Origin of the sequence: Caballeronia zhejiangensis, from assembly GCF_022879815.1 — a bacterium.
Classification (GTDB): domain Bacteria; phylum Pseudomonadota; class Gammaproteobacteria; order Burkholderiales; family Burkholderiaceae; genus Caballeronia; species Caballeronia zhejiangensis.
Genome location: NZ_CP084285.1, coordinates 329305 through 347613, shown reverse-complemented (window position 1 = coordinate 347613; position 18309 = coordinate 329305). Strand labels below are relative to the sequence as shown.

Sequence of the window (18309 nt, the reverse complement as noted above, 5' to 3'; positions counted from 1 at the left end):
GCGCGCTTCGCATGACGAACGTTCGACCATCGCGCATGAGCGCGCGAGTCGGTATAGCATGCATCGCATGAAGATACTGTTGACCGGACCGGCGGGGCTGTTTCGCGAGGGCGTCGCGGCGCTCCTGCGGGGATTCGCGCAGGATGCCGAAGTGCACGCGGCCGACCGTCTTCCCGATCGATGGCCGGACGAACGCAAGCCCGATTGCATCGTCATGGACGGCGATCGTCTGAACGATGTCCGCGCGCAACTCGACGCCGCGCGCGAACGTGTCGGAACGACGCCCGTGATCGTGCTGTTGAGCATGGCCACGCGCGAGCAAGTCGATGAACTGATCGCGACGGGCGTCGCGGGATGTGTCGAGAAATCCGCTTCGGCAGAGCTTCTTTTTGGTGCGATCGGCCTCGTGCTGGCAGGCGGCGTTTCGCTGCCGCGCTCGCTGCTTTCGTCGGAGAGAAGCGAATTGCGCATGCCGTCCGGAAACGTCGCGCCGGACCCGAACCTGCATCTGACGCCGCGTCAGCTCGAAGTGCTCGCGCTGCTCGCTCGCGGACGCTCCAACAAGACGATCGCGCGCGAACTCGATGTCGCCGAGGCCACGGTCAAGACGCATCTCACGACGATATTCAAGGCGCTGAACGTATCGAGCCGTGGCGAAGCGAGCGCGGTTGCGGCGCGCATGGCGAAGATCCGCGAGACGCAGGTCGATCACGCCATCAGCGGTCAGCTTCCGGTCGCGCGCCTGCTCGCCAGAATGGAAAGCCAGCGTTTCCGGCCCGGCGAAGTGCTGTTTCGCAAAGGCGATCCGAGCGGCCAGATGTTCTACGTCGAGAAGGGCACGGTGCGGCTTTCGGAGCTCGGCATCGAACTGGGCGCGGGCACGGTGCTCGGCGAAATCGGGCTCTTTTCGCCGGAGCATCGGCGCACGTCGACGGTGATCTGCAAGACGGACTGCGAGATGCGAACCGTTTCCGCCGCCGATGCCATTCGGCTCTACTATCAGGAGCCCGAATTCGCGCTTTATCTGGTCCAGCTCATCGCGAGCCGGCTACAGGCCGACAAGGATCGAGGCGCTTAGGAACGCTTCCGTACATAGTGCGGAAAAGGCGCCTTGCTATTCACCGATGCAATGACTACGTTATGGTGTGCGGCAGACATTTCGTGACCCGAAACATCGGACGCGAGTAAAAGATGCCGGGCGTCGCGGCCATTCAAATCATCATCAAACACCGCGCGAGACCCGCGTCTGCCGTCCTGCTGCGCTTGATGCGATCTCGGTGAGAGCATGGGCCATCCGTTATCGAACGGACGCGCCGTCGATCGGTCTTGAAAGTATGAACGCGGAACTTGCCGGTACGGCCAATGTGTTGCAACGCGTCGTGCGTACGATCCTGTTCGCCGATCTCGTCGAGTCGTGCCGGCTCGCCGAAGCGGACGAAGCGGGAACGGCCGCGCGCTGGCGCAATCTGCGCGCGGTCATTGAAAACCGCATCGTGCCGGAGCATCAGGGGCGGCTGATCCGCACCGAAGGCGACGGCCTCATGATGCTGTTCGAGCACGCGTTGCCGGCGGCGCGTTGCGCGCTCGACATTCAGGCGGCGTGCAGGGCGAGCGCGGCCGATCGCGGCGACGGCAACGCCGGGGCCGAGCCGCTCATGTTGCGCGAGAGTCTGCACGAGACCGAGCTTTTCGCGGACGAGCGCGACGTCTACGGACGCGGCGTGAATCTGGCCGCGCGTCTCTACAACCTCGCCGGACCCGGCGAAATCGTGATGTCGGATTGCGTGCAGGCGCGGCTCGCGGGCGTTTTCGACGCGTGCATCGAGGATCTCGGCGAGTGTCATCTGCGGCATCTGGCGCATCCGGTGCACGCGTTCCGTCTCGGCGGACCGGGGCCGCGTCCGGTGATCGCGCCGAACGCCATCGGCGCGGCGGTGCTGCGGCCTTCGATCGCGGTGATTCCGTTCGCGTCGCGCTGCCTCGACGCGAGCCATGACGTGCTCGGGGAGATTCTCGCCGACGACATCATCATCGGTCTCTCGGGCAGCGACGAACTGCGCGTGATCTCTCGGCTATCCACGAGCGCGTTGCGTGACCGGAGCGCGAACGCGTCGCAGGCGGGCGCGCTGCTCGATGCGCGCTACGTGCTGTCGGGCGCGTATCGCACGCATGGCGGCAAGATCGTGCTCGCCGTCGAACTCGCCGATACCAAACTCGCTTGCGTCGTCTGGGGCGAAACGCTCACCGACAGCATCGACGCCGTCATCGCGGGCGAAAGCACGCTCGTCGCGCACATTCATACGTCGGTTGGCACGCGGATCGTGGCGCACGAGCTCGAACGCACGCGCAGCCAGTCGCTGCCGACGCTCGAAAGCTCGACCTTGCTGCTCGGCTCGATTGCGCTGATGCATCGCGGCGTGCGCGACGAATTCGAGCGCGCCGGCCAGATGCTCGACGTGCTCGCGGAACGCGCGCGCGGCCAGGCGACGCCTTACGCATGGCTCGCGAAATGGCACGTGCTGCGCTTCAATCGCGGCTGGACGACGGACCGCGTCGGCGAGGCGCATTCCGCGCTCGCCTGCTCGCGGCGCGCGCTCGACGCCGATTCGCGCTCGTCGATGGCGCTCGCGGTCGAAGGTTTCGTCCGCACGAATCTGCTCAAGCAGCTCGATGCCGGCGAGGATTGCTACGAGCGCGCGCTGGAGGCGAATCCCAACGATTCGCTCGCGTGGCTGCTCAAGGGAACGCTTCATGCATTCAAGGGCGAGGGCGACGAAGCCGTCGCGGCGACGGGACATGCGCTCGCGCTCTCGCCGCTCGATCCGCTGAAGAGTTTCTACGAGTCGCTCTGCGCGACGGCGGCGCTTTCCGCGCGCCAGTACGAGCGCGTGATCGAACTCGCGGAGCATTCGCTGCGCAACGGGCCGAATAACACGTCGACCTTGCGCGCGCTCGCGATCGCGCAGGCGGAACTCGGTCTCGTCGACGATGCGCGGCTCACGATCCGCAAGGTGCTCGCGATCGAGCCGCATCTCACCGTGCGCGGCTTTCTGGAGCGTTCGCCGAGCGCGGCGTTCGAGACGGGCCGCATCTGGTCGGACGCGCTGCGGCGCGCGGGTTTGCCGTTGCAGTAGCCCGCAGGCATTCCTGACGAAGCAAAGAGGTGAACGAATGGCGACTCTCGGCGGAGTGGGCGGCGTAGGTGGCGTGGGCGGTGTGGGCGGCGTGGGCGGCGTCGGTGGCGTGGGCGGCGTCGGGGGAGTGGGAGGCGTCGGCGGAGTCGGCAGCGCCGACATGCTCGGCGGCGCCGAATCGCAGACGATGGGTCTCATCGGCCATCGCGACGGCATCTGCGGGCCGTGGCAGCCGGGTCAGCCGTTTGGGATCAATCCCGAAGAGGACGAATTCCGCACGGACGCGAACGGCAATCCCGTTCGCAATCTCGACGACAACGGCCAGCTCTGGCGCTGGGACGACTGGGTGCGGGCGAGCGTGTTCGACTTCGAACTGGTGTCGAATCTCGCCTTCACGCTCTCGCCAAAGGATGCGGAAGAGGAGGCTGGCGGGACCGGCGTGACGCTGTGGGATCGCGGTTTCAGGATCGACCCGAACGACACCGCGCCCAAGTTCGATCCGCCCAAGCTGATCGTTCAGATGCATCGGCCGGGCAAGGACGTGTTCGTCAAGCAGCTCACGTTCATGGATCGCTACTCCGACCTGCGCGCCGAACGGGCCAATGAAACGCTGCTGCAGATGGGACCGCAAGCAGCCTTCTGGAGCTCGATTCTTTTCCTGAGTCCGCAGCGCACGCCGAAGACGCTCGAACTGCTCGCGACGGCGGTGCGTTTCGCGATCGCCGTGGAAATGCGTTTCAAGCACGCGCTCGCGTGCAGCCGCGCGATCGACTATTCGCCGCAAGTTCAGCCGATGATCCCGACGCCCGGCCACGGCTCGCTGCCGAGCGGACACTCGACGCAGGCGTACATCGTCGCGGGCGTGATGAACGATTTCTTCCGAGATTTACGCAACGCGCCGATGGCGACCGGCGCGCAGCCGTCGACGGCGCTGCACACGCAGCTTTACGCGCAGGCGCGGCGCGTCGCGCTCAACCGCACGATCGCGGGCGTGCACTTCCCGGTGGACACGGCGGCGGGGCATCTGCTCGGGACGACGCTCGCGGAGTATTTCGTGCATCGCTGCAAGATCGACGGCGATCGGGGCACCTTCACGCCGCGCACGTTCCGGGGCGACCAGTTCGACGGCGAAGAGGACTTCAACGATCAGGAGCCGCTCCTCTGGCCCGCCAACGCCACCGCCGCGCAGCAGACCGATCCGCCGACGATGGTGTCGCCCGATTACCCGCATATCTGGCTCGGCAAGCCGAAGCCGACGGGCGCAGGTTCGCCGATTCTCGCCTGGCTATGGAACGAGGCGAAGAACGAGTGGAACGGCAAGGGCTTGAGCGGAAATCGCGTGCCGACATGAACGCGATCTGGCAGGTCCATTCGGATGCCACGCCGCTGCTGGACGAAACCGAAGCCGGCGTGCTGGGCGTAACGCGCGCCGATCCATACCTCGTGTGGGCCGTTCTCACGCGATTCGCAGACCTGGGCGGCCCGCCGCCGGGCTTCGTGCCGATCGCCATCGAGACGGCGCAGGGCACGACGGCGCGCAAGCTCGCCGAGACGGTGCAGGGCAAGAGCGGGATATGGATGTCGGCGCTCTATCGTCATCCGGCCGCGGGTCTCGAAAACACGCGCTTTTGCACCGCATTCGTGACGGCGGCGTTTCTCGATCATCTGAAGACCGATCTCGCCGGCATGATCGAGCGCTTCACGCTCGCGATGCCGGTGCTGGCCGGCGAGCCGCCGCGCAGCGATCCCGTGCCGGTCACGAATCAGGACAAGCTCGCTCACGCGCCGCGTCGCCATGGCGCGCCCAAGGTCGTCGTGGTCGGCGCATGCGACGACGCCATCGCGTTCGCGCACGCGCATTTTTACGCCGATGCAGCCGGCACGGACTCGCGCGTGCGCTGTTTCTGGAATCAGGACGATCCGGCCAACGACGCGCAAGGGCTCGGATACGGGCGCGAGTTCCTCTCGGCGGACATTCACAAGCGGATGAACGACGCGCGGCGCGACGGCGTAATCGACGAAGAGGCGCTCTATCGCGATGCGGGCGCGACGGCGCTCGCCCGCGGATGGACGCACGGCACCGCGACGCTGGACCTCGCCGCGGGCGTCGATTTGCGGCGGCCCGATCTTTCGGCGCCGAATCCGAATCGAGCGCCGGATCCGCCGCCCGAACTGGTCGCCGTGCAATTCCGTCAGCCGGGCCGGACCGTGCGCGACACGTCCGGTCTCTGGCTCGACGCGCAGGCGCTCGATGCGTTGCGCTACATCATCGCGCGCACGCGGGACATCGCCGGCGACGTGAGCCGCGCGTTCATCAATATGAGCTATGGCTATTTCGCCGGTCCGCACGACGGCACGTCGATGCTCGAATGCGCGATGGACGAGCTCTCGCAAACGCGAGCCTGCTCCATCACGCTCCCGGCGGGCAACAGCAATCTCGACCGCTGTCACGGCACGCTGTCCATCGCAAAGGACGCGACAGAAGAACTGCGCTGGCGCGTGTTGCCCGAGTGTCTGACGCCGAGTTTCGTCGAAATCTGGCTGCCCGATATAGGAGATTCGAACATCGAAGTCGCGGTGCGGCCGCCCGGCGGCGGCGCGAGCGCGGGAATCCAGCCCGGCAGCGTCGCCGCCTGGACGCTCGGCAGCGAGCGCCTGTGCACGGTCGTGCATCTCGGCCGCGGCGCGCGCGGCAAACCGCCGATGATTCTCGTCGCGCTCGCGCCGACGATGACGCGCGACCCGAACCGGCGTCCCGCGCCGAGCGGCGACTGGATGATCGAGCTGAAGAATGCCAACCAGAACAGTGACATCGAAGTCCAAGCCTGGGTGCAGCGCAACGAGACGCCCTTCGGCTTCCCCGTACGCGGACGCCAGTCCCGCTTCGACGACGATGCTTACGTGCGCTTCGACAAATACACCGCGCCGCAGGACTACGACGGCCCCAATCCGCCGAGCTGGATCCGTCGCGAGGGCACGCTCAGTTCGATCGCGACGGGCTTTCAGACGTGCGTCGTCGGCGGCTATCGCAAGCAGGACCTGGCCACCGCGCCGTACTCCTCGTCGGGCTTCGACCGCGCGGGCAAGCCGCCCGATCGCGCCGGGCCCGACGTGGCCGCCGTATCGGATCGCTCGATCATCCGCAAAGGCGTGATGGCGGCGGGCACGCGCAGCGGCTCGGCGCTTGCGTTCGAGGGCACGAGCGCCGCCGCGCCGCAAATCCTGCGCAAGATCGCGGTGTCGCCGCCCCAGGGCGCCACCTTTTCGACGACGCCCCGTCAAGACACGCGCAACAAGGCGACGTTGCAGACGATCACGTCCGCCGGCGTCACCGAGCAAGGCCGCAAGCTCGACGCGGACGAGCGGGGCCGGCGCGTGTCGCAGGGCAACGTCGGCGCGGGCATCGTGAAAACGCCGCCGACGGACATCGAAGACCGCTGACGCCCGCTCATTCGTGCGCTTCTAGCGCGAGCAGATTCAGCACGATCAGGATCGCGTCGCGGTTCTCCGGCGCGATCGCGATGCCGAGCGTGTCCTCCATCCAGCGGCCGATTTTCGTCGCGGCGAAGGATTTCGGCGTCGCTTTCTTCTTCATCGTCACGCCGAGCTTGCGGGCGCGATAGTGATACGACGGCACCTCGTACCGGTCCGCGACGGCCTTGAGCCCGCCCTTGCGTTCGCCGCACGCGCCGAGACTCCCTGCGAGGACGATCCGGTCCGGCGCATCGAGCGCCGCGACGAACGCGCGCGCGAGACCGCGCACGTCCGCCTCGCTCAGACCGAATTCGGCGAGCGCGGCTGCCACCGGATCGTCGGGAGCGTGCGCGCGCGAATCGACTTCGGCCTGCACGCCGTCGATCTCGATCGACAGATTGCGCTGCAGGCTCGCGCTGCGCAGACAGTCGATCAGGAAGCGGCGAAAGTACGCGCACAGCGCATGCGCCGTGGACGGCGCGCTCTCCGGCGACGCGTGCGACGGGCGCTGCTCGAAGTCGAGCCGCAACACGCGCGAGAAGAAGAATTGCGAGATCAGCTCCTCCTTGTCCTCGGGCAGTCCGCGCAACTCCGACGGGTAATAGCCGCGCAGCGCCGCCAACACCAGCTTGTAGATCTGGCCGATTTCGCTGTCGGAGAGACTCGTCCGGCGATGCCACAGTTCGGCGAGCGTCGAGGTTTCGAGCGCGAAGGCGCTTGCGTCGCGATGAGTCAGCGCGTCCATGATGACGCTCCCGTTCCCCTGAATCCTCTGTGCGTGAACATGGCCCCTCCTGCGTTTGCTGCGCCGCCCGGCGCGTGGCCCGAGGCGTGTCGGCTTTTCAGCCGTTCCTGCGAGCCGGCGCTTTCAAATTAGTCACGGCGGGGCGCGCGCAAAATCGGCTGGATGGCCTACATCGAAAGTCGTAGAAAGGGGATGGCCATAAAGTTTTCGGCTGACCGGCCGATAGCGCATGAGGAATCGAGCGCCGGGCGTCATCTCGGCGTGGGCCTGAGGCGGTCGAACCGCAAGAAAAAGCAGTCGCAAAAGACTGACAAGAAACGAGAGAGGGCCGATGACTGGTGTCTACAATCCGCTGCTGGTCTGCCTGTCGCTGGTGGTCGCGTTCCTCGCGTCCTACACGGCGATGGAGCTGTCCGGCGGCCTGAATGCGCTTGCGAGCGCGAAACGCCGCCCCGCCTGGCTTGCCGGCGGCGCGGTGTCGATGGGCGTCGGCATCTGGTCGATGCACTTCATCGGCATGCTCGCGTTCTCGCTGCCGATTCCCGTCGGCTACGACGTGTCCATCACGGCGGCGTCGCTCGTGCTCGCGATCGGCGTGTCGTTCATCGCGCTCGCCACCGCGAGCCGGGGCGCGCTATCGTGGCCGCGCCTCGTCGTCGGCGGCGCGATCATGGGCGTCGGCGTCGCGGCGATGCACTTCACCGGCATGCGCGCGATGGAGATGTCGCCGGGAATCGACTACACGGTCTGGAAAGTGGCGCTGTCGGTCGCGGTCGCGATCTTCGCGTCGATGGCCGCGCTCTGGCTCGCGTTCACGCTGCGCGCGTCGAACGTGGAGAACCGCGTCGTCAAGCGGCTCGGCGCGGCGATCATCATGGCGGTCGCCATCACCGGCATGCACTATCTGGGCATGGACGCGGCCAATTTCGCGCCGGGCAGCCTCTGCCTCGCCGATGCCAAACTCGACGCGAACTGGCTCGCGCTCGTCGTCACGGCGATGTCGTTCACCGTGCTCGTCGGCACGCTCGCGCTGTTCGCGCTCCACACGAGCAGCCTGTCGATCTCGCTGAAGCGCGCGAACCGGCAACTGCGCTATCTCGGCACGCACGACGCGCTCACGAGGTTGCCGAACCGCCAGCAACTCACGCTGCGCATCGCGCAGGCGATCGAAGACGGCGCGCGCCGCGCGTCGCCGTTCGCGGTGCTCTTCATCGATCTCGACGGCTTCAAGTCGATCAACGATTCGCTCGGTCATGGCGTCGGCGACGATCTGCTGCAGGTATGCGCCGAGCGTCTGCGCGAGGATTTGCGCCATACCGACATGGTCGCGCGGCTCGGCGGCGACGAATTCGTGATCGTGGTCGGGAACGCGGCGGACACCTCGGCGGCAATGACGGTCGCCAATGGCGTGCTGGGGCGTCTCTCGCAGGAGATCGTCGTCAACGGCTTGCCGCTGCGCGTGAGCGCGAGCATCGGCATTGCGTTTCATCCGCGCGACGGCGCGAACGCCGACGAACTGCTCCACAGCGCCGACGCCGCCATGTACGCCGCGAAGCAGAGCGGGCGCAATACGGTCCGTGTGTTCGAGCCGCAGATGAATCACACGGCGCTCAGGTCGCTGATCCTTCAACGTGACCTGCATCGCGCGTTGAGCGACGACCAGTTGAGCCTGTCGTTTCAGCCGAAGTTCAGCGTCGCGTCGCAATCGGTGACGGGCGTCGAGGCGCTGATTCGCTGGCGTCATCCGGAGCTCGGCGAAATCGCGCCGCTCGAATTCATTCCGATCGCCGAGCGCTCCGGCCTCATCGTCGAAATCGGCGACTGGGTGTTGCGCGAAGTGTGCCGCAACATCGCGCGATGGGACGCGGACGGCCTGCCGGCGATCTCGGTCTCGGTGAATCTGTCGCCGATCCAGTTCAACGTGCCCGATCTCGTCGCGCGCGTCGATGCGCTGATCGCCGCGTCCGGCGTCGATCCGTCGCGCCTCATGTTCGAGATCACCGAATCGACGGCGATGCAGAACATCGAACGGACGAGCCGCACGATCGAGGCGCTGCAAGCGCGCGGCTACGCCGTGGCCATCGACGATTTCGGCACCGGGTATTCGAGCCTCTGTTATCTGCAGCGCTTTCGTTTCGATCAGATCAAGATCGACGGCTCCTTCGTGCGCGATCTCGATTCGTCCGGGCAGCGCGGCAGCGCGTTGCTGTCGGCGGTCGTGACGCTCGCGCGCGCGTTGCAGATCGAGGTCGTCGCGGAAGGCGTCGAAACGCAGTCGCAATTCCGCACGCTCGGCGAACTCGAATGCGATCAGATGCAGGGTTTTCTGCTGAGCCGGCCGATGCCCGCGGCGGAACTTCCGGGCTTCTTGAGCAGCATGGCGGGACGGATCGTCGCGTCCGGCCGCGCCTGCGCCGCGCCTATCGGCTGACGCGCGGCGCGCCCGCCCACAACGCGATTGCGCTCAGATTGTCCGCGCCGGCGGGCGCGTTGCGGCGCGCACGAGCCGCGAGCGCGGCGAGCCAGCTTGCGGCGTCGCCGGCATCGTCGATCGAATCGATCATCGACGCTTCGTCGAGATGTTCCCAGAAGCCGTCGCTGCAGACGAGAAACGCGTCGCCATCCTCGATCGGAAAGGGCACGCGCGCGGCTTCGATCTTCAGTTCGTCGTCGGTGCCGAGCGCCGTGTGCATCACGCTGCGCAGCCGGTATGGCTGCGCGCTGCCCTGATCGAGCGTCTGCAGGACGATGCGTCCGTTCCTGAAACAGTAGATGTGCGTGTCGCCGCAATGCGCCCAGTTCGCGTGTGCGCCTTGCGGGTCGATCGTGAGGATCGCGGCGGTCGAGCGCATGCGTTCGCGCGTGCCGCCGGCCGATTGCGCATCGACGATCGCGCGGTTCGCGGCGAGCATCGCATCGGCGAGTTGTCCCGTTTCGACGCTCTCGCCGCGCGTCGCGCAATCGCGCAGCACGTCGCGCATGGTGTCGACGACGAGTTGCGCCGCGACGTCGCCGCCGCCGAGACCGCCCGCGCCATCGGCGACGATGCCCGCGATCAGCCGGCGATGCGCGACCAGCACGAGCCGGTCTTCGTTGCTGTTGCGACCGCCCGGATCGGTGAAGCTGGCGAGATCGAATCGCATGGGGCTACCTTGAAGGCTTGTCATGGTTGGCGAACGTCGATGAGCGATGCGCGGGCCTTCCGCGCGGGCTACGCGATCAAGACGAACGCGCGTCCGCACTTTTGAAACTCAAGGCGCGAGCCAGCCACGGCGAATCGGCCACGACGCGGCCTTGCGATAGAGCGCAATCAGCAAGCGCATCAGCGCTTCTCCGGCACGCGCCCAGAGCGGCGCGACGAGCGCATACGCGATGCACGCGACACCGATTGCGCCCGCCATATCGAGCGGAAAATGCACGCCGGTGCGGACCCGCGCCCACGCGACCGCGACGCCCGCGAGCGCGGCAAGCAGGCCGTCATGCCAGAGACGCGCAAGCAGCAATGTCAGCGCGACGCTGGCGAAGAGCGTCCCGTGATCGCTCGGAAACGACGAATCGGGCACATGCTCGATGAACGTATGGCCGAGGCCGATCATGAACGGCCGCGGATGCATCCACAGCATGCCGATCAACTGATTGAGCCCGAGCGCGAGAAACGTGACGCAGCACGCGCGCACGGCCGCGCCGCGTTGAAGGCGGCCGCCGAAGAGCCACATGAACGCGAGCAGCGCGGGAATGAGATAAACGAGATCTTCGGCGATGGCGATGGCAACGTCGATTTGCCATAGCGGCGTGGCGGCTCGCGCGTTGATCGCAAGGAACCACGCGTGGTTGAGCGCTTCGAGTGCATTCATGCGGCAGTTTCGCTGGTTACGATGATCCGGCCGATCGTATCCGGCGAAACTTATGCGACCCTTAGCCGTGGCTCGCGCGCGCTATTTGCCCTTTGAATTCTGCGCGATGGCTTCGTCGGTTTCCCAGCCGCCGCCGAGCGCGCGAAAGAGGTTGACCTGATCGATCGCGACCTGACCTTCGGCGGCCGCGACCTGCGCCGCGACGCCGGTGAGCGTGCGCGTCGCATCGAGATCGTTGAGGAAGGACTCGCGTCCCGCGCGATACAGGCGATTCGTCTCATCGGCGGATTCGATCGCCGATTTATACGCGGTGCGCAATGCATCGGCGCGCGTGGTGTCGGATGCGTAGGTCGCGAGGCTGCTTTGCGTTTCCTGCAGCGCCTTCAGCACGACGCCGTCGAAATGCGCGAGCGCGCCGCTCGCCGATGCTTCCGCCTGCGTCACGCGCGCGCGCTGACCGTTGATCGGAAAGCTCCAGCTGATGAGCGGCCCGAACGCCCAGCGGTTCGTGTTCGCGCCGAACAAGTCTTCCGCGATGCCGACGGAACCCACCGATGCGCCGAGACTCACCGACGGATACAGCGCCGCCGTCGCGACGCCGATGCGCGCCGTCGACGACGCGAGCTGCCGTTCGGCCTGACGCACATCGGGACGGCGCTTCAGCAGCGCAGCGCCATCGCCGACCGGAATCGGCGCGCGCAGCTTCGGCAGCTTCTTGCAGGCGAGCGCGGCTTTGGGCAAGTCGGACGGCGCGCGCGCGAGCAGCATCGCGAGCCGATACTGCGCGACGCGGCGGCGCGCGACGAAGCGCGGAATGTCGGCGGCGAGCGTATCGGCCTGAGTCTGTCCGCGCGTGACTTCCGACTGATTGCCGCGGCCCGCGTCGCGCAAACGCTGCGTGAGCTTCACGCGCTCTTTCTGCAGGTTGAACGACTTCTGCGCGATCTCCAGCTCTTCGCCCGCCGAGCACGATTCGACATACGCGCGCACGACATCCGCGACCACCGTGATGCGCGCGAGATCCTGCGCGGCCTCGACGGCTTCGTCGTCCGCGTTCGCTGCTTCGACACCGCGCTTCAGCTTGCCGAAGAGATCGATCTCGTAGGAAATGGACAGATCGAGCGCGCCTTCGTTGACGACCGGAAGCTTCTCCGACAACAGATATTGCTCGGCCGATTCCTGCGCGCGCTGAAACGCGGCCGAGGTCTTGCCGGAGAATCCGCCTTGCTTGTTCGCGAACTCGACTTCGGCGCGCGAACGCGCGAGATTCGCGGCGGCGACGCGCAAATCCGTATTCGATGCGAGCGCCTGCGTGACGAGCTGATCGACGACGGGATCGTCATAGAGACGCCACCATTTCGCGGGCACTTCGCCTTGCGTGACGGGCGCGCGATCCGCGCCGTCGATGGCCGCGTTCGCGTAGGGCGCCTTGATCGCGGCGTTATCGGGCAGCGTGTAGTTCGGTCCGAGGGTCGTGCAGCCGAAGAGCGCGAAGGCCGACGAAGCCGCGATGGCGATCGCTTTCATGATGCGCGTGCCGTTCATCGCGATGTGCCCGACGTGCTCGAAGTCGGCGCGGGCGCCGATGCGGGCGACGTCTCCGACGCCGCGCGCTTGCCGATCTTCGGCCCGATGCCCCGCACCGAAACCGTCGCCGTGCGTCCCGCGATCATGCGGAAGTCGGCGGGGATCTCATCGAGCGTGACGCGTACCGGAATGCGCTGCGCGAGACGTACCCAACTGAACGCGGGGTTCACGTTCGGCAGGAGACTCGGGCTTTGCTGACGGTCGCGGTCTTCGATCGCCGCGACGATGCTCTGCACATGACCGCGCAAAATGTTGGCTTCGCCCATGACCTTGATATCGACGGGCTGGCCGATATCGATGCCGCCGAGCTTCGTTTCTTCGAAGTAACCCTCGACGCGGAACGATTGCATGTCCACCACCGACAGCACCGCGCGTCCCGCCGACACGAATTCGCCGGTGCGCGGCGCGCGATCGTTGAGATAACCGTCGACGGGACTCACGATCTCCGTGCGCTGCAGATTCAGGCGCGCGGTATCGATGGCGACTTCGGCATCGGCGAGGGCGGCTGTCGCCTGCTCGACGCGCGAATGCGTTTCCTCGACGACTTCGCGCGCGACGAGATTGCCGAGCGCGCGATTGCGCGCATCTTCGCGACGCGCCTGATCGAGCGTGGCGCGGCGTTGCTGCGCGGTCGCCTGCGCATTGCGCAGCGCGAGCGTGTAGCGCGCCTGATCGATCACGAAGAGCACGTCGCCTTTCTTCACCTGCTGATTGTCGGCGACCTTCACGTCGGTGATGAGGCCGGACACGTCGGGCGCGACTTGAATGACATCGGCGCGCACGTGGCCGTCGCGCGTCCACGGCGCGAACATGTAGTAATCGACGAGCTTCCACAACACGACGCACGCAATCGCGACGACGATGAGCGTAAGCAGAATCTGTCCGAGAGAGAACCAGGTTTTTTTCACGAGATGAGCCGCTGCGAAACGATGACGACAACGCCCAGCACCAGAACATAGATGCCGAGATCGAAGATGGAACGGTGCCACACGAAACGATAAAAGCCGACGCGCGCGAGCACGTTGCGAATCGCCAGATTCAACAGATAGGCGATGAACATCAGCACGAGCACGGCCGGCACGAAGACGCCGAGAATGTCGATTTCGCCGATCATGTATGGCGTTCCGATGAAGAATGAGTGACGAAGATCATGCCGGCTCTTCCTGCGTCGCGGGCGGATGCAATGAGAGCCGCATGCCGACGAGCGCGTGCAGCGTGTCGCGCAGCCATCTTTCCGCGGCCGCATTCTGCGACTGCTCGAGCGCGCGCGACGTGACCTGAGCGCTCGTCGCATCGATGCTGCGAATCAGCTCGGGCGGCACCGGCTGTCGTGCGCGCCGCGCGATGCAGGATTCGAAGTAACGGCGCAGTGCGTCGAGCGTATCGTCGACGGATGTCTGTATGTCCAGCGGCAGCTTGCGGCGCGTGCGGCGCAGATCGAGTGCATTGAGCGCGACACGAAAATCGCGAAAGCTTTCGATCGACGGATGACGATGCGAGTCCGTCGCGGCATGACGCGGCAAGAGCTGCATCAGACGGTCGAGCATGCGTGCGTAGAGATTGCGCTGATCCGCGATCAGCACCGAAGGCGACGCGCTCAGCACGATATCGGCCCACGCCGAGCGCGTGAGACGCGCGGCCGCGAGTTCGGCGCCGAACGGACGCGTCATGCGCGTCCAGATGAATGCGAAGAGCAGGCCCGCGACGCCCGCGAGATTGCTGTTGGCGAACACGAAGAAGTCCGCTTCGTAGGCGCTCTGGATGCTGATGAAGGTTGCGGTGTTCACGGCCGTGAGCATCGTGACGAGCGTGAAGCGCGGGCGCGGAATCAGCGTGCCGATAATAAGGAACGGCACCGCGAAAATCACGACGAGCATCGGGAAATCGTGTACGTGCGGCAAGACGGCGAACACGTAGAGTCCGGCGAGCACGACGCTCAGACACGTCGCGAGAAAGAACGTGAACACTTGCGGCGCGGGCTCGTCGAGCGCGGCGAAGAAGCAGCACGCGACGGCGGCGAGCGTCACGGCGGCCGCGCCGTCGTTCCATCCCGATTCGATCCACAACCCGCATGCAACGATGATCGCGCTCACCGCGACGCCGGTCGAAAAGAGCATCATGCCGCGATCGAAAAAGCGCGCGGTGCCGCCCAAACGCCAGTGACGGAAGTGCGGACGCCATTCGCTCGTCTCGTTGAGAATGGCCGCACGCAACGCGCGAATGTCCTGCCATACGTCGATGACCTGACCGAGACGCCACAGCGCATTCGAGAGCAGCGCGCCGTCCGCGCTCGCGAGCGCTTCGACGGGCGGACGCATCGCATTGATGCGCTCGCGGAAGGCATCGGGCGCACGGTCGTTTGCGACATCCTCTTTGGCGCGCGGCGTGGGCGAGCCGACCCACGCGGCGACGTCCTTCAACAGCGCTTCGAGCCCTTCAGGATGCTCGCCGTGCTTCCCGATCAGTTCGATGAGCGGATCGGCCATCGATGAAATCAGCGGCAGAAAGATCTGCATGCGTCCCTGCAACGCGCGCGCACGCCGGATGATGTCGGGCCGCGTGTGATCGTAGGTCAATTGGCTCAGCAGGAATTCGAGTCCGTTGACGGTCGCCGCGAGCCGCTGCCGCGCCGCCGATATGGAGGCGCCCGCGATATGCCCCGAGAGCGTTTCGCTCGCGTAGAAGGCGGCGTCGCGGAACCATGCGTCCGTTCGTTCGATGAGCGTCGGCGCGAGGCGGCTCGGAAACACCACGCTGCCGACGACGCTCGCCACCACGATGCCGAGCAGGATCTCTTCGGTGCGCGTGATCGCGAGATCGAAGACGGCCGTCGGATTCGTGACGGCGGGCAGCGCGATCAGCGGCAGCGTGTAGCCCGCGAGCAGAAACACATAGCTGCGCGCGCTGCGGTCGAACATCGAGAGAAAGAGCAGCGTGCCCGTCCACAACGCGACGCTCACGCTGAAGAGATACGGCGATTCGACGAACGGCGGCACGATCAACACCGCGCCCGCCGCGCCGATCATGGTGCCGAGCGCGCGATACAGCGCCTTCGAGCGCGTCGCGCCGACGAACGGATTCGACACGATATAGACGGTCGCCATCGCCCAATAAGGACGCGGCAATTCGAGTCTGAGGCCGATGTAGAGCGCGATCATCGCGGCGGCGAAGGTCTTGGCGGAAAAGAGCCACTCGCGCGCGGATGGAAAGGACATGGCGCTATGCTCCGCGCTTTGCGGCGGACCGCGCCGGCTTTGCGGTTTGATCGCCGGCTTCGAGTGCCGCGAGCAGCTTCGCATCCGGCGACGCGCTGAACACGTTCAGCACGCGCAATGTCGTTTCCAGGTCTTCGCGGCTCACGCCCTTCAATAACCGCGCGCGCAGCGCGACGAGACGCTCTTCCATGCGCGCGGTGACGGCGCGGCCTTCGTCGGTAAGCGTGATGGTCTTGGCGCGCTTGTCTTCGGGATCTTCGTCACGGCGCACGAGTCCGGCCGCGCAAAGCTGATCGAGCAGCCGCACGAGCGATGGCCCTTCGATGCCGACATGCTCCGCGAGCGTCACCTGACGCACCGCCTCGCCGAGCCGGTTGGCCGTGAGCAGCGGCACGGCGCATGCTTCCGACACGCCGTACGAGGCGAGCACGCCGTGGCTCGTGCGGCGCCAGCGTCGCGCGGCAAGCACGAGCGTGCTGCTCACGGAGCGGCGCAGAAAGTCGAGATGAGTCATGCGGCGGGATTATAGCGAGAACTCTATTCGTTAGCATGCTATCGACTTATGTTTTTTCTTTCAGATTGCGTACGGTAGGCATGCCCGGAGAGGCAAATTGGCGTGCTATCTTTTCGGCTCGATCATCCTGCCCGAGCCGCCATGCCGATTGCCTATATCCGTGGCTTGACTTCGCCCAGCCGCACCGATTCCGCCAACCGGCGTCTGGGCTGCGCGCTCGCCTTCGTCGCGGGCGCCGCGAACGCGGGCGGCTTTCTCGCGGTCGGGCAATACACGTCGCATATGTCGGGGCTCGTTTCATCGATCGCCGATAACCTCGTGCTCGGCCAGATCGCCTTGGTCTTTTCCGCGATCGGCGCGGTCGGCGCGTTCCTCGGCGGCGCGGCGACTTCCGCGGTGCTCATCAACTGGGGACGGCAGCGGCGCGCGCATAGCGTGTTCGCAACGCCGCTTTTGCTCGAAGCGGCGCTTCTGCTCGTGTTCGGCATGCTCGGCGCCAATCTGGAGACGCATCGCGTATGGGATGTGCCGTTGACCGTCGCGCTGCTTTGCTTCGTGATGGGCCTGCAAAACGCGATGATCACGAAGATATCGAAGGCGGAGATCCGCACGACGCATGTGACGGGTCTCGTGACGGACATCGGCATCGAGATCGGCAAGAGCCTTTACTGGAACCGCGGCGTCGCGCGCGACGATGCCTCTTATGTGCGCGCGAATCACGCGCGTCTCGCGCTGCTGAGTTCGCTCTTCGCGATGTTCATGCTCGGCGGTTTCGCGGGCGCGATCGGCTTCGCGCATCTCGGCTTCGCGACGACCGTGCCGCTCGCCGCGTTGCTGCTGCTGTTCTCGTCCGTGCCGCTCGCGGACGATCTCGCGGCAGGCAGACGCCGCCTGCGCCGCTAAACGGCCTCGGCCGCCTCCCTGACGATCCAGTCGCGAAAGAGCTTCATGCCGTGCGAAAGACGCCGTGACTTGAGCCACGTGAGCCAGTAGCTGCCGGTTCTCACTTCGACATCGAACGGACGCACGAGCAGCCCGGCCTGCAACTCGCGCACGAACATGCGCGGCGGCGCGAGCGCGACGCCCGCGCCTTGCACGGCGGCTTCCACCATCAGGCGCGACGAATCGAAGACGGGACCGTTCATCGTCCATGCGTCGAGGCCCGCGGCGTCGAACCAGTCGCTCCAGTCGTCCGCGCGATAGGAGCGCAGCAGCACTTCATTGACGAGATCGGATGGCGTGTAAAGACGCCGCGCGATGTCGGGCGCGCACAGCGCGGCGAGCGGCGCATCGAGCAGCAGCGCGTTATGCGTCGCCGGCCAGACGCCCGCGCCGAAGCGGATGGCGAAGTCGAGCCCTTCGGACGCGGGATCGACGAGATTGTTATGCGTGAAGAGCCGCAACTCGACGAACGGATGCGTCTCGCGAAACGCCTTCATGCGCGGCATCAGCCAGCCGACCGCGAACGTGCCGACCACGCCCACCGTCAGCACTTCGTGAAAGTGGCCCCCTTCGAACTGCTTGAGCACGGCTTCGATGCGGCCGAACGCATCGCTCAACACGGGCAGTAACGCGCGCCCTTCGTCGGTGACGCTGAGGCCGCGCGGGAGGCGTCTGAAAAGCGGCGTGCCGAGCCGTTCCTCCAGCGCGCGCACTTGCTGGCTGACGGCCGCCTGCGTGACGTTCAATTCCTGTGCGGCGCGCGTGAAACTCAGATGCCGCGCCGACGCTTCGAACGCGCGCAACGCATTCAGGGGAAGATGAGGTCGCATGGCTCGCATAAGTT

The 18309-nt window shown here is 66.1% G+C and carries 15 protein-coding genes; 6 read left to right on the top strand and 9 right to left on the bottom strand.

Annotated features, from left to right (window positions below):
• Positions 1–67: 67 nt before the first annotated feature.
• The 4 genes from LDZ23_RS22665 (at position 68) to LDZ23_RS22650 (ending at position 6575) form a co-directional block, all read left to right on the top strand.
• Positions 68–1078, top strand: coding sequence for a LuxR C-terminal-related transcriptional regulator (locus LDZ23_RS22665; RefSeq protein WP_033536286.1), 1011 nt, complete (start codon positions 68–70; stop codon positions 1076–1078).
• A 256-nt stretch (positions 1079–1334) separates the two neighbouring features.
• Entirely contained in the window at positions 1335–3134 is a 1800-nt protein-coding gene (locus LDZ23_RS22660; RefSeq protein ID WP_008348385.1) for an adenylate/guanylate cyclase domain-containing protein, read from the top strand.
• A 37-nt stretch (positions 3135–3171) separates the two neighbouring features.
• Positions 3172–4485, top strand: coding sequence for a phosphatase PAP2 family protein (locus tag LDZ23_RS22655; RefSeq protein ID WP_051996625.1), 1314 nt, complete (start codon positions 3172–3174; stop codon positions 4483–4485).
• Positions 4482–6575 (top strand): S8/S53 family peptidase, encoded by a 2094-nt coding sequence (locus tag LDZ23_RS22650; RefSeq protein WP_008348382.1) that lies wholly within the window; start codon positions 4482–4484, stop codon positions 6573–6575. Before LDZ23_RS22655 ends, LDZ23_RS22650 begins: the two co-directional genes overlap by 4 nt.
• A gap of 7 nt (positions 6576–6582) precedes the next feature.
• Here the strand turns inward: LDZ23_RS22650 and LDZ23_RS22645 are convergent, their stop codons facing one another.
• The gene (locus LDZ23_RS22645) at positions 6583–7353 is read right to left on the bottom strand and encodes a hypothetical protein (protein ID WP_008348380.1); all 771 of its coding nucleotides are present in this window, start codon (positions 7351–7353) and stop codon (positions 6583–6585) included.
• 331 nt (positions 7354–7684) lie between these two features.
• Between LDZ23_RS22645 and LDZ23_RS22640 the strand changes: the two genes are divergently transcribed.
• Positions 7685–9784 carry a putative bifunctional diguanylate cyclase/phosphodiesterase gene (locus LDZ23_RS22640; protein WP_008348378.1) on the top strand — a complete coding sequence of 700 codons (2100 nt, stop codon included), beginning with the start codon at positions 7685–7687 and terminating at the stop codon, positions 9782–9784.
• Here LDZ23_RS22640 and LDZ23_RS22635 read toward each other — a convergent pair.
• The 7 genes from LDZ23_RS22635 to LDZ23_RS22605 all read right to left on the bottom strand — a co-directional run bounded on the left by LDZ23_RS22635 (position 9774) and on the right by LDZ23_RS22605 (position 16523).
• Entirely contained in the window at positions 9774–10496 is a 723-nt protein-coding gene (locus tag LDZ23_RS22635; RefSeq protein WP_008348376.1) for a PP2C family protein-serine/threonine phosphatase, read from the bottom strand. The genes LDZ23_RS22640 and LDZ23_RS22635 overlap by 11 nt on opposite strands.
• 108 nt (positions 10497–10604) lie before the next feature.
• Positions 10605–11207 (bottom strand): phosphatase PAP2 family protein, encoded by a 603-nt coding sequence (locus tag LDZ23_RS22630; protein ID WP_244808224.1) that lies wholly within the window; start codon positions 11205–11207, stop codon positions 10605–10607.
• 81 nt (positions 11208–11288) lie between these two features.
• Positions 11289–12734 carry an efflux transporter outer membrane subunit gene (locus LDZ23_RS22625; protein WP_033536283.1) on the bottom strand — a complete coding sequence of 482 codons (1446 nt, stop codon included), beginning with the start codon at positions 12732–12734 and terminating at the stop codon, positions 11289–11291.
• Positions 12735–12748: 14 nt separating this feature from the next.
• On the bottom strand, positions 12749–13702 hold the full coding sequence (locus LDZ23_RS22620; protein ID WP_008348371.1) for an efflux RND transporter periplasmic adaptor subunit: 954 nt from the start codon (positions 13700–13702) through the stop codon (positions 12749–12751).
• Positions 13699–13908 (bottom strand): DUF1656 domain-containing protein, encoded by a 210-nt coding sequence (locus tag LDZ23_RS22615; RefSeq protein WP_008348368.1) that lies wholly within the window; start codon positions 13906–13908, stop codon positions 13699–13701. The genes LDZ23_RS22620 and LDZ23_RS22615 overlap by 4 nt, the downstream gene beginning before the upstream one ends.
• A gap of 34 nt (positions 13909–13942) precedes the next feature.
• A complete protein-coding gene (locus LDZ23_RS22610; protein ID WP_008348367.1) occupies positions 13943–16009 on the bottom strand; it encodes an FUSC family protein in 2067 nt (688 codons plus the stop codon).
• A gap of 4 nt (positions 16010–16013) precedes the next feature.
• A complete protein-coding gene (locus LDZ23_RS22605; RefSeq protein ID WP_008348365.1) occupies positions 16014–16523 on the bottom strand; it encodes a MarR family winged helix-turn-helix transcriptional regulator in 510 nt (169 codons plus the stop codon).
• Positions 16524–16664: 141 nt separating this feature from the next.
• Between LDZ23_RS22605 and LDZ23_RS22600 the strand changes: the two genes are divergently transcribed.
• Positions 16665–17426: a YoaK family protein gene (locus tag LDZ23_RS22600; RefSeq protein ID WP_008348363.1), complete on the top strand. Its 762-nt coding sequence runs from the start codon at positions 16665–16667 to the stop codon at positions 17424–17426.
• Here LDZ23_RS22600 and LDZ23_RS22595 read toward each other — a convergent pair.
• Positions 17423–18304, bottom strand: coding sequence for a LysR family transcriptional regulator (locus LDZ23_RS22595; protein ID WP_008348361.1), 882 nt, complete (start codon positions 18302–18304; stop codon positions 17423–17425). The genes LDZ23_RS22600 and LDZ23_RS22595 overlap by 4 nt on opposite strands.
• Between the last annotated feature and the right edge of the window lie 5 nt (positions 18305–18309).

Coding starts and splice junctions, on each gene's coding strand:
- LDZ23_RS22665 (WP_033536286.1), top strand. CDS start 68: ATGAAGATACTGTTGACCGGACCGGCGGGGCTGTTTCGCGAGGGCGTC.
- LDZ23_RS22660 (WP_008348385.1), top strand. CDS start 1,335: ATGAACGCGGAACTTGCCGGTACGGCCAATGTGTTGCAACGCGTCGTG.
- LDZ23_RS22655 (WP_051996625.1), top strand. CDS start 3,172: ATGGCGACTCTCGGCGGAGTGGGCGGCGTAGGTGGCGTGGGCGGTGTG.
- LDZ23_RS22650 (WP_008348382.1), top strand. CDS start 4,482: ATGAACGCGATCTGGCAGGTCCATTCGGATGCCACGCCGCTGCTGGAC.
- LDZ23_RS22645 (WP_008348380.1), bottom strand. CDS start 7,353: ATGGACGCGCTGACTCATCGCGACGCAAGCGCCTTCGCGCTCGAAACC.
- LDZ23_RS22640 (WP_008348378.1), top strand. CDS start 7,685: ATGACTGGTGTCTACAATCCGCTGCTGGTCTGCCTGTCGCTGGTGGTC.
- LDZ23_RS22635 (WP_008348376.1), bottom strand. CDS start 10,496: ATGCGATTCGATCTCGCCAGCTTCACCGATCCGGGCGGTCGCAACAGC.
- LDZ23_RS22630 (WP_244808224.1), bottom strand. CDS start 11,207: ATGAATGCACTCGAAGCGCTCAACCACGCGTGGTTCCTTGCGATCAAC.
- LDZ23_RS22625 (WP_033536283.1), bottom strand. CDS start 12,734: ATGAAAGCGATCGCCATCGCGGCTTCGTCGGCCTTCGCGCTCTTCGGC.
- LDZ23_RS22615 (WP_008348368.1), bottom strand. CDS start 13,908: ATGATCGGCGAAATCGACATTCTCGGCGTCTTCGTGCCGGCCGTGCTC.
- LDZ23_RS22610 (WP_008348367.1), bottom strand. CDS start 16,009: ATGTCCTTTCCATCCGCGCGCGAGTGGCTCTTTTCCGCCAAGACCTTC.
- LDZ23_RS22605 (WP_008348365.1), bottom strand. CDS start 16,523: ATGACTCATCTCGACTTTCTGCGCCGCTCCGTGAGCAGCACGCTCGTG.
- LDZ23_RS22600 (WP_008348363.1), top strand. CDS start 16,665: ATGCCGATTGCCTATATCCGTGGCTTGACTTCGCCCAGCCGCACCGAT.
- LDZ23_RS22595 (WP_008348361.1), bottom strand. CDS start 18,304: ATGCGAGCCATGCGACCTCATCTTCCCCTGAATGCGTTGCGCGCGTTC.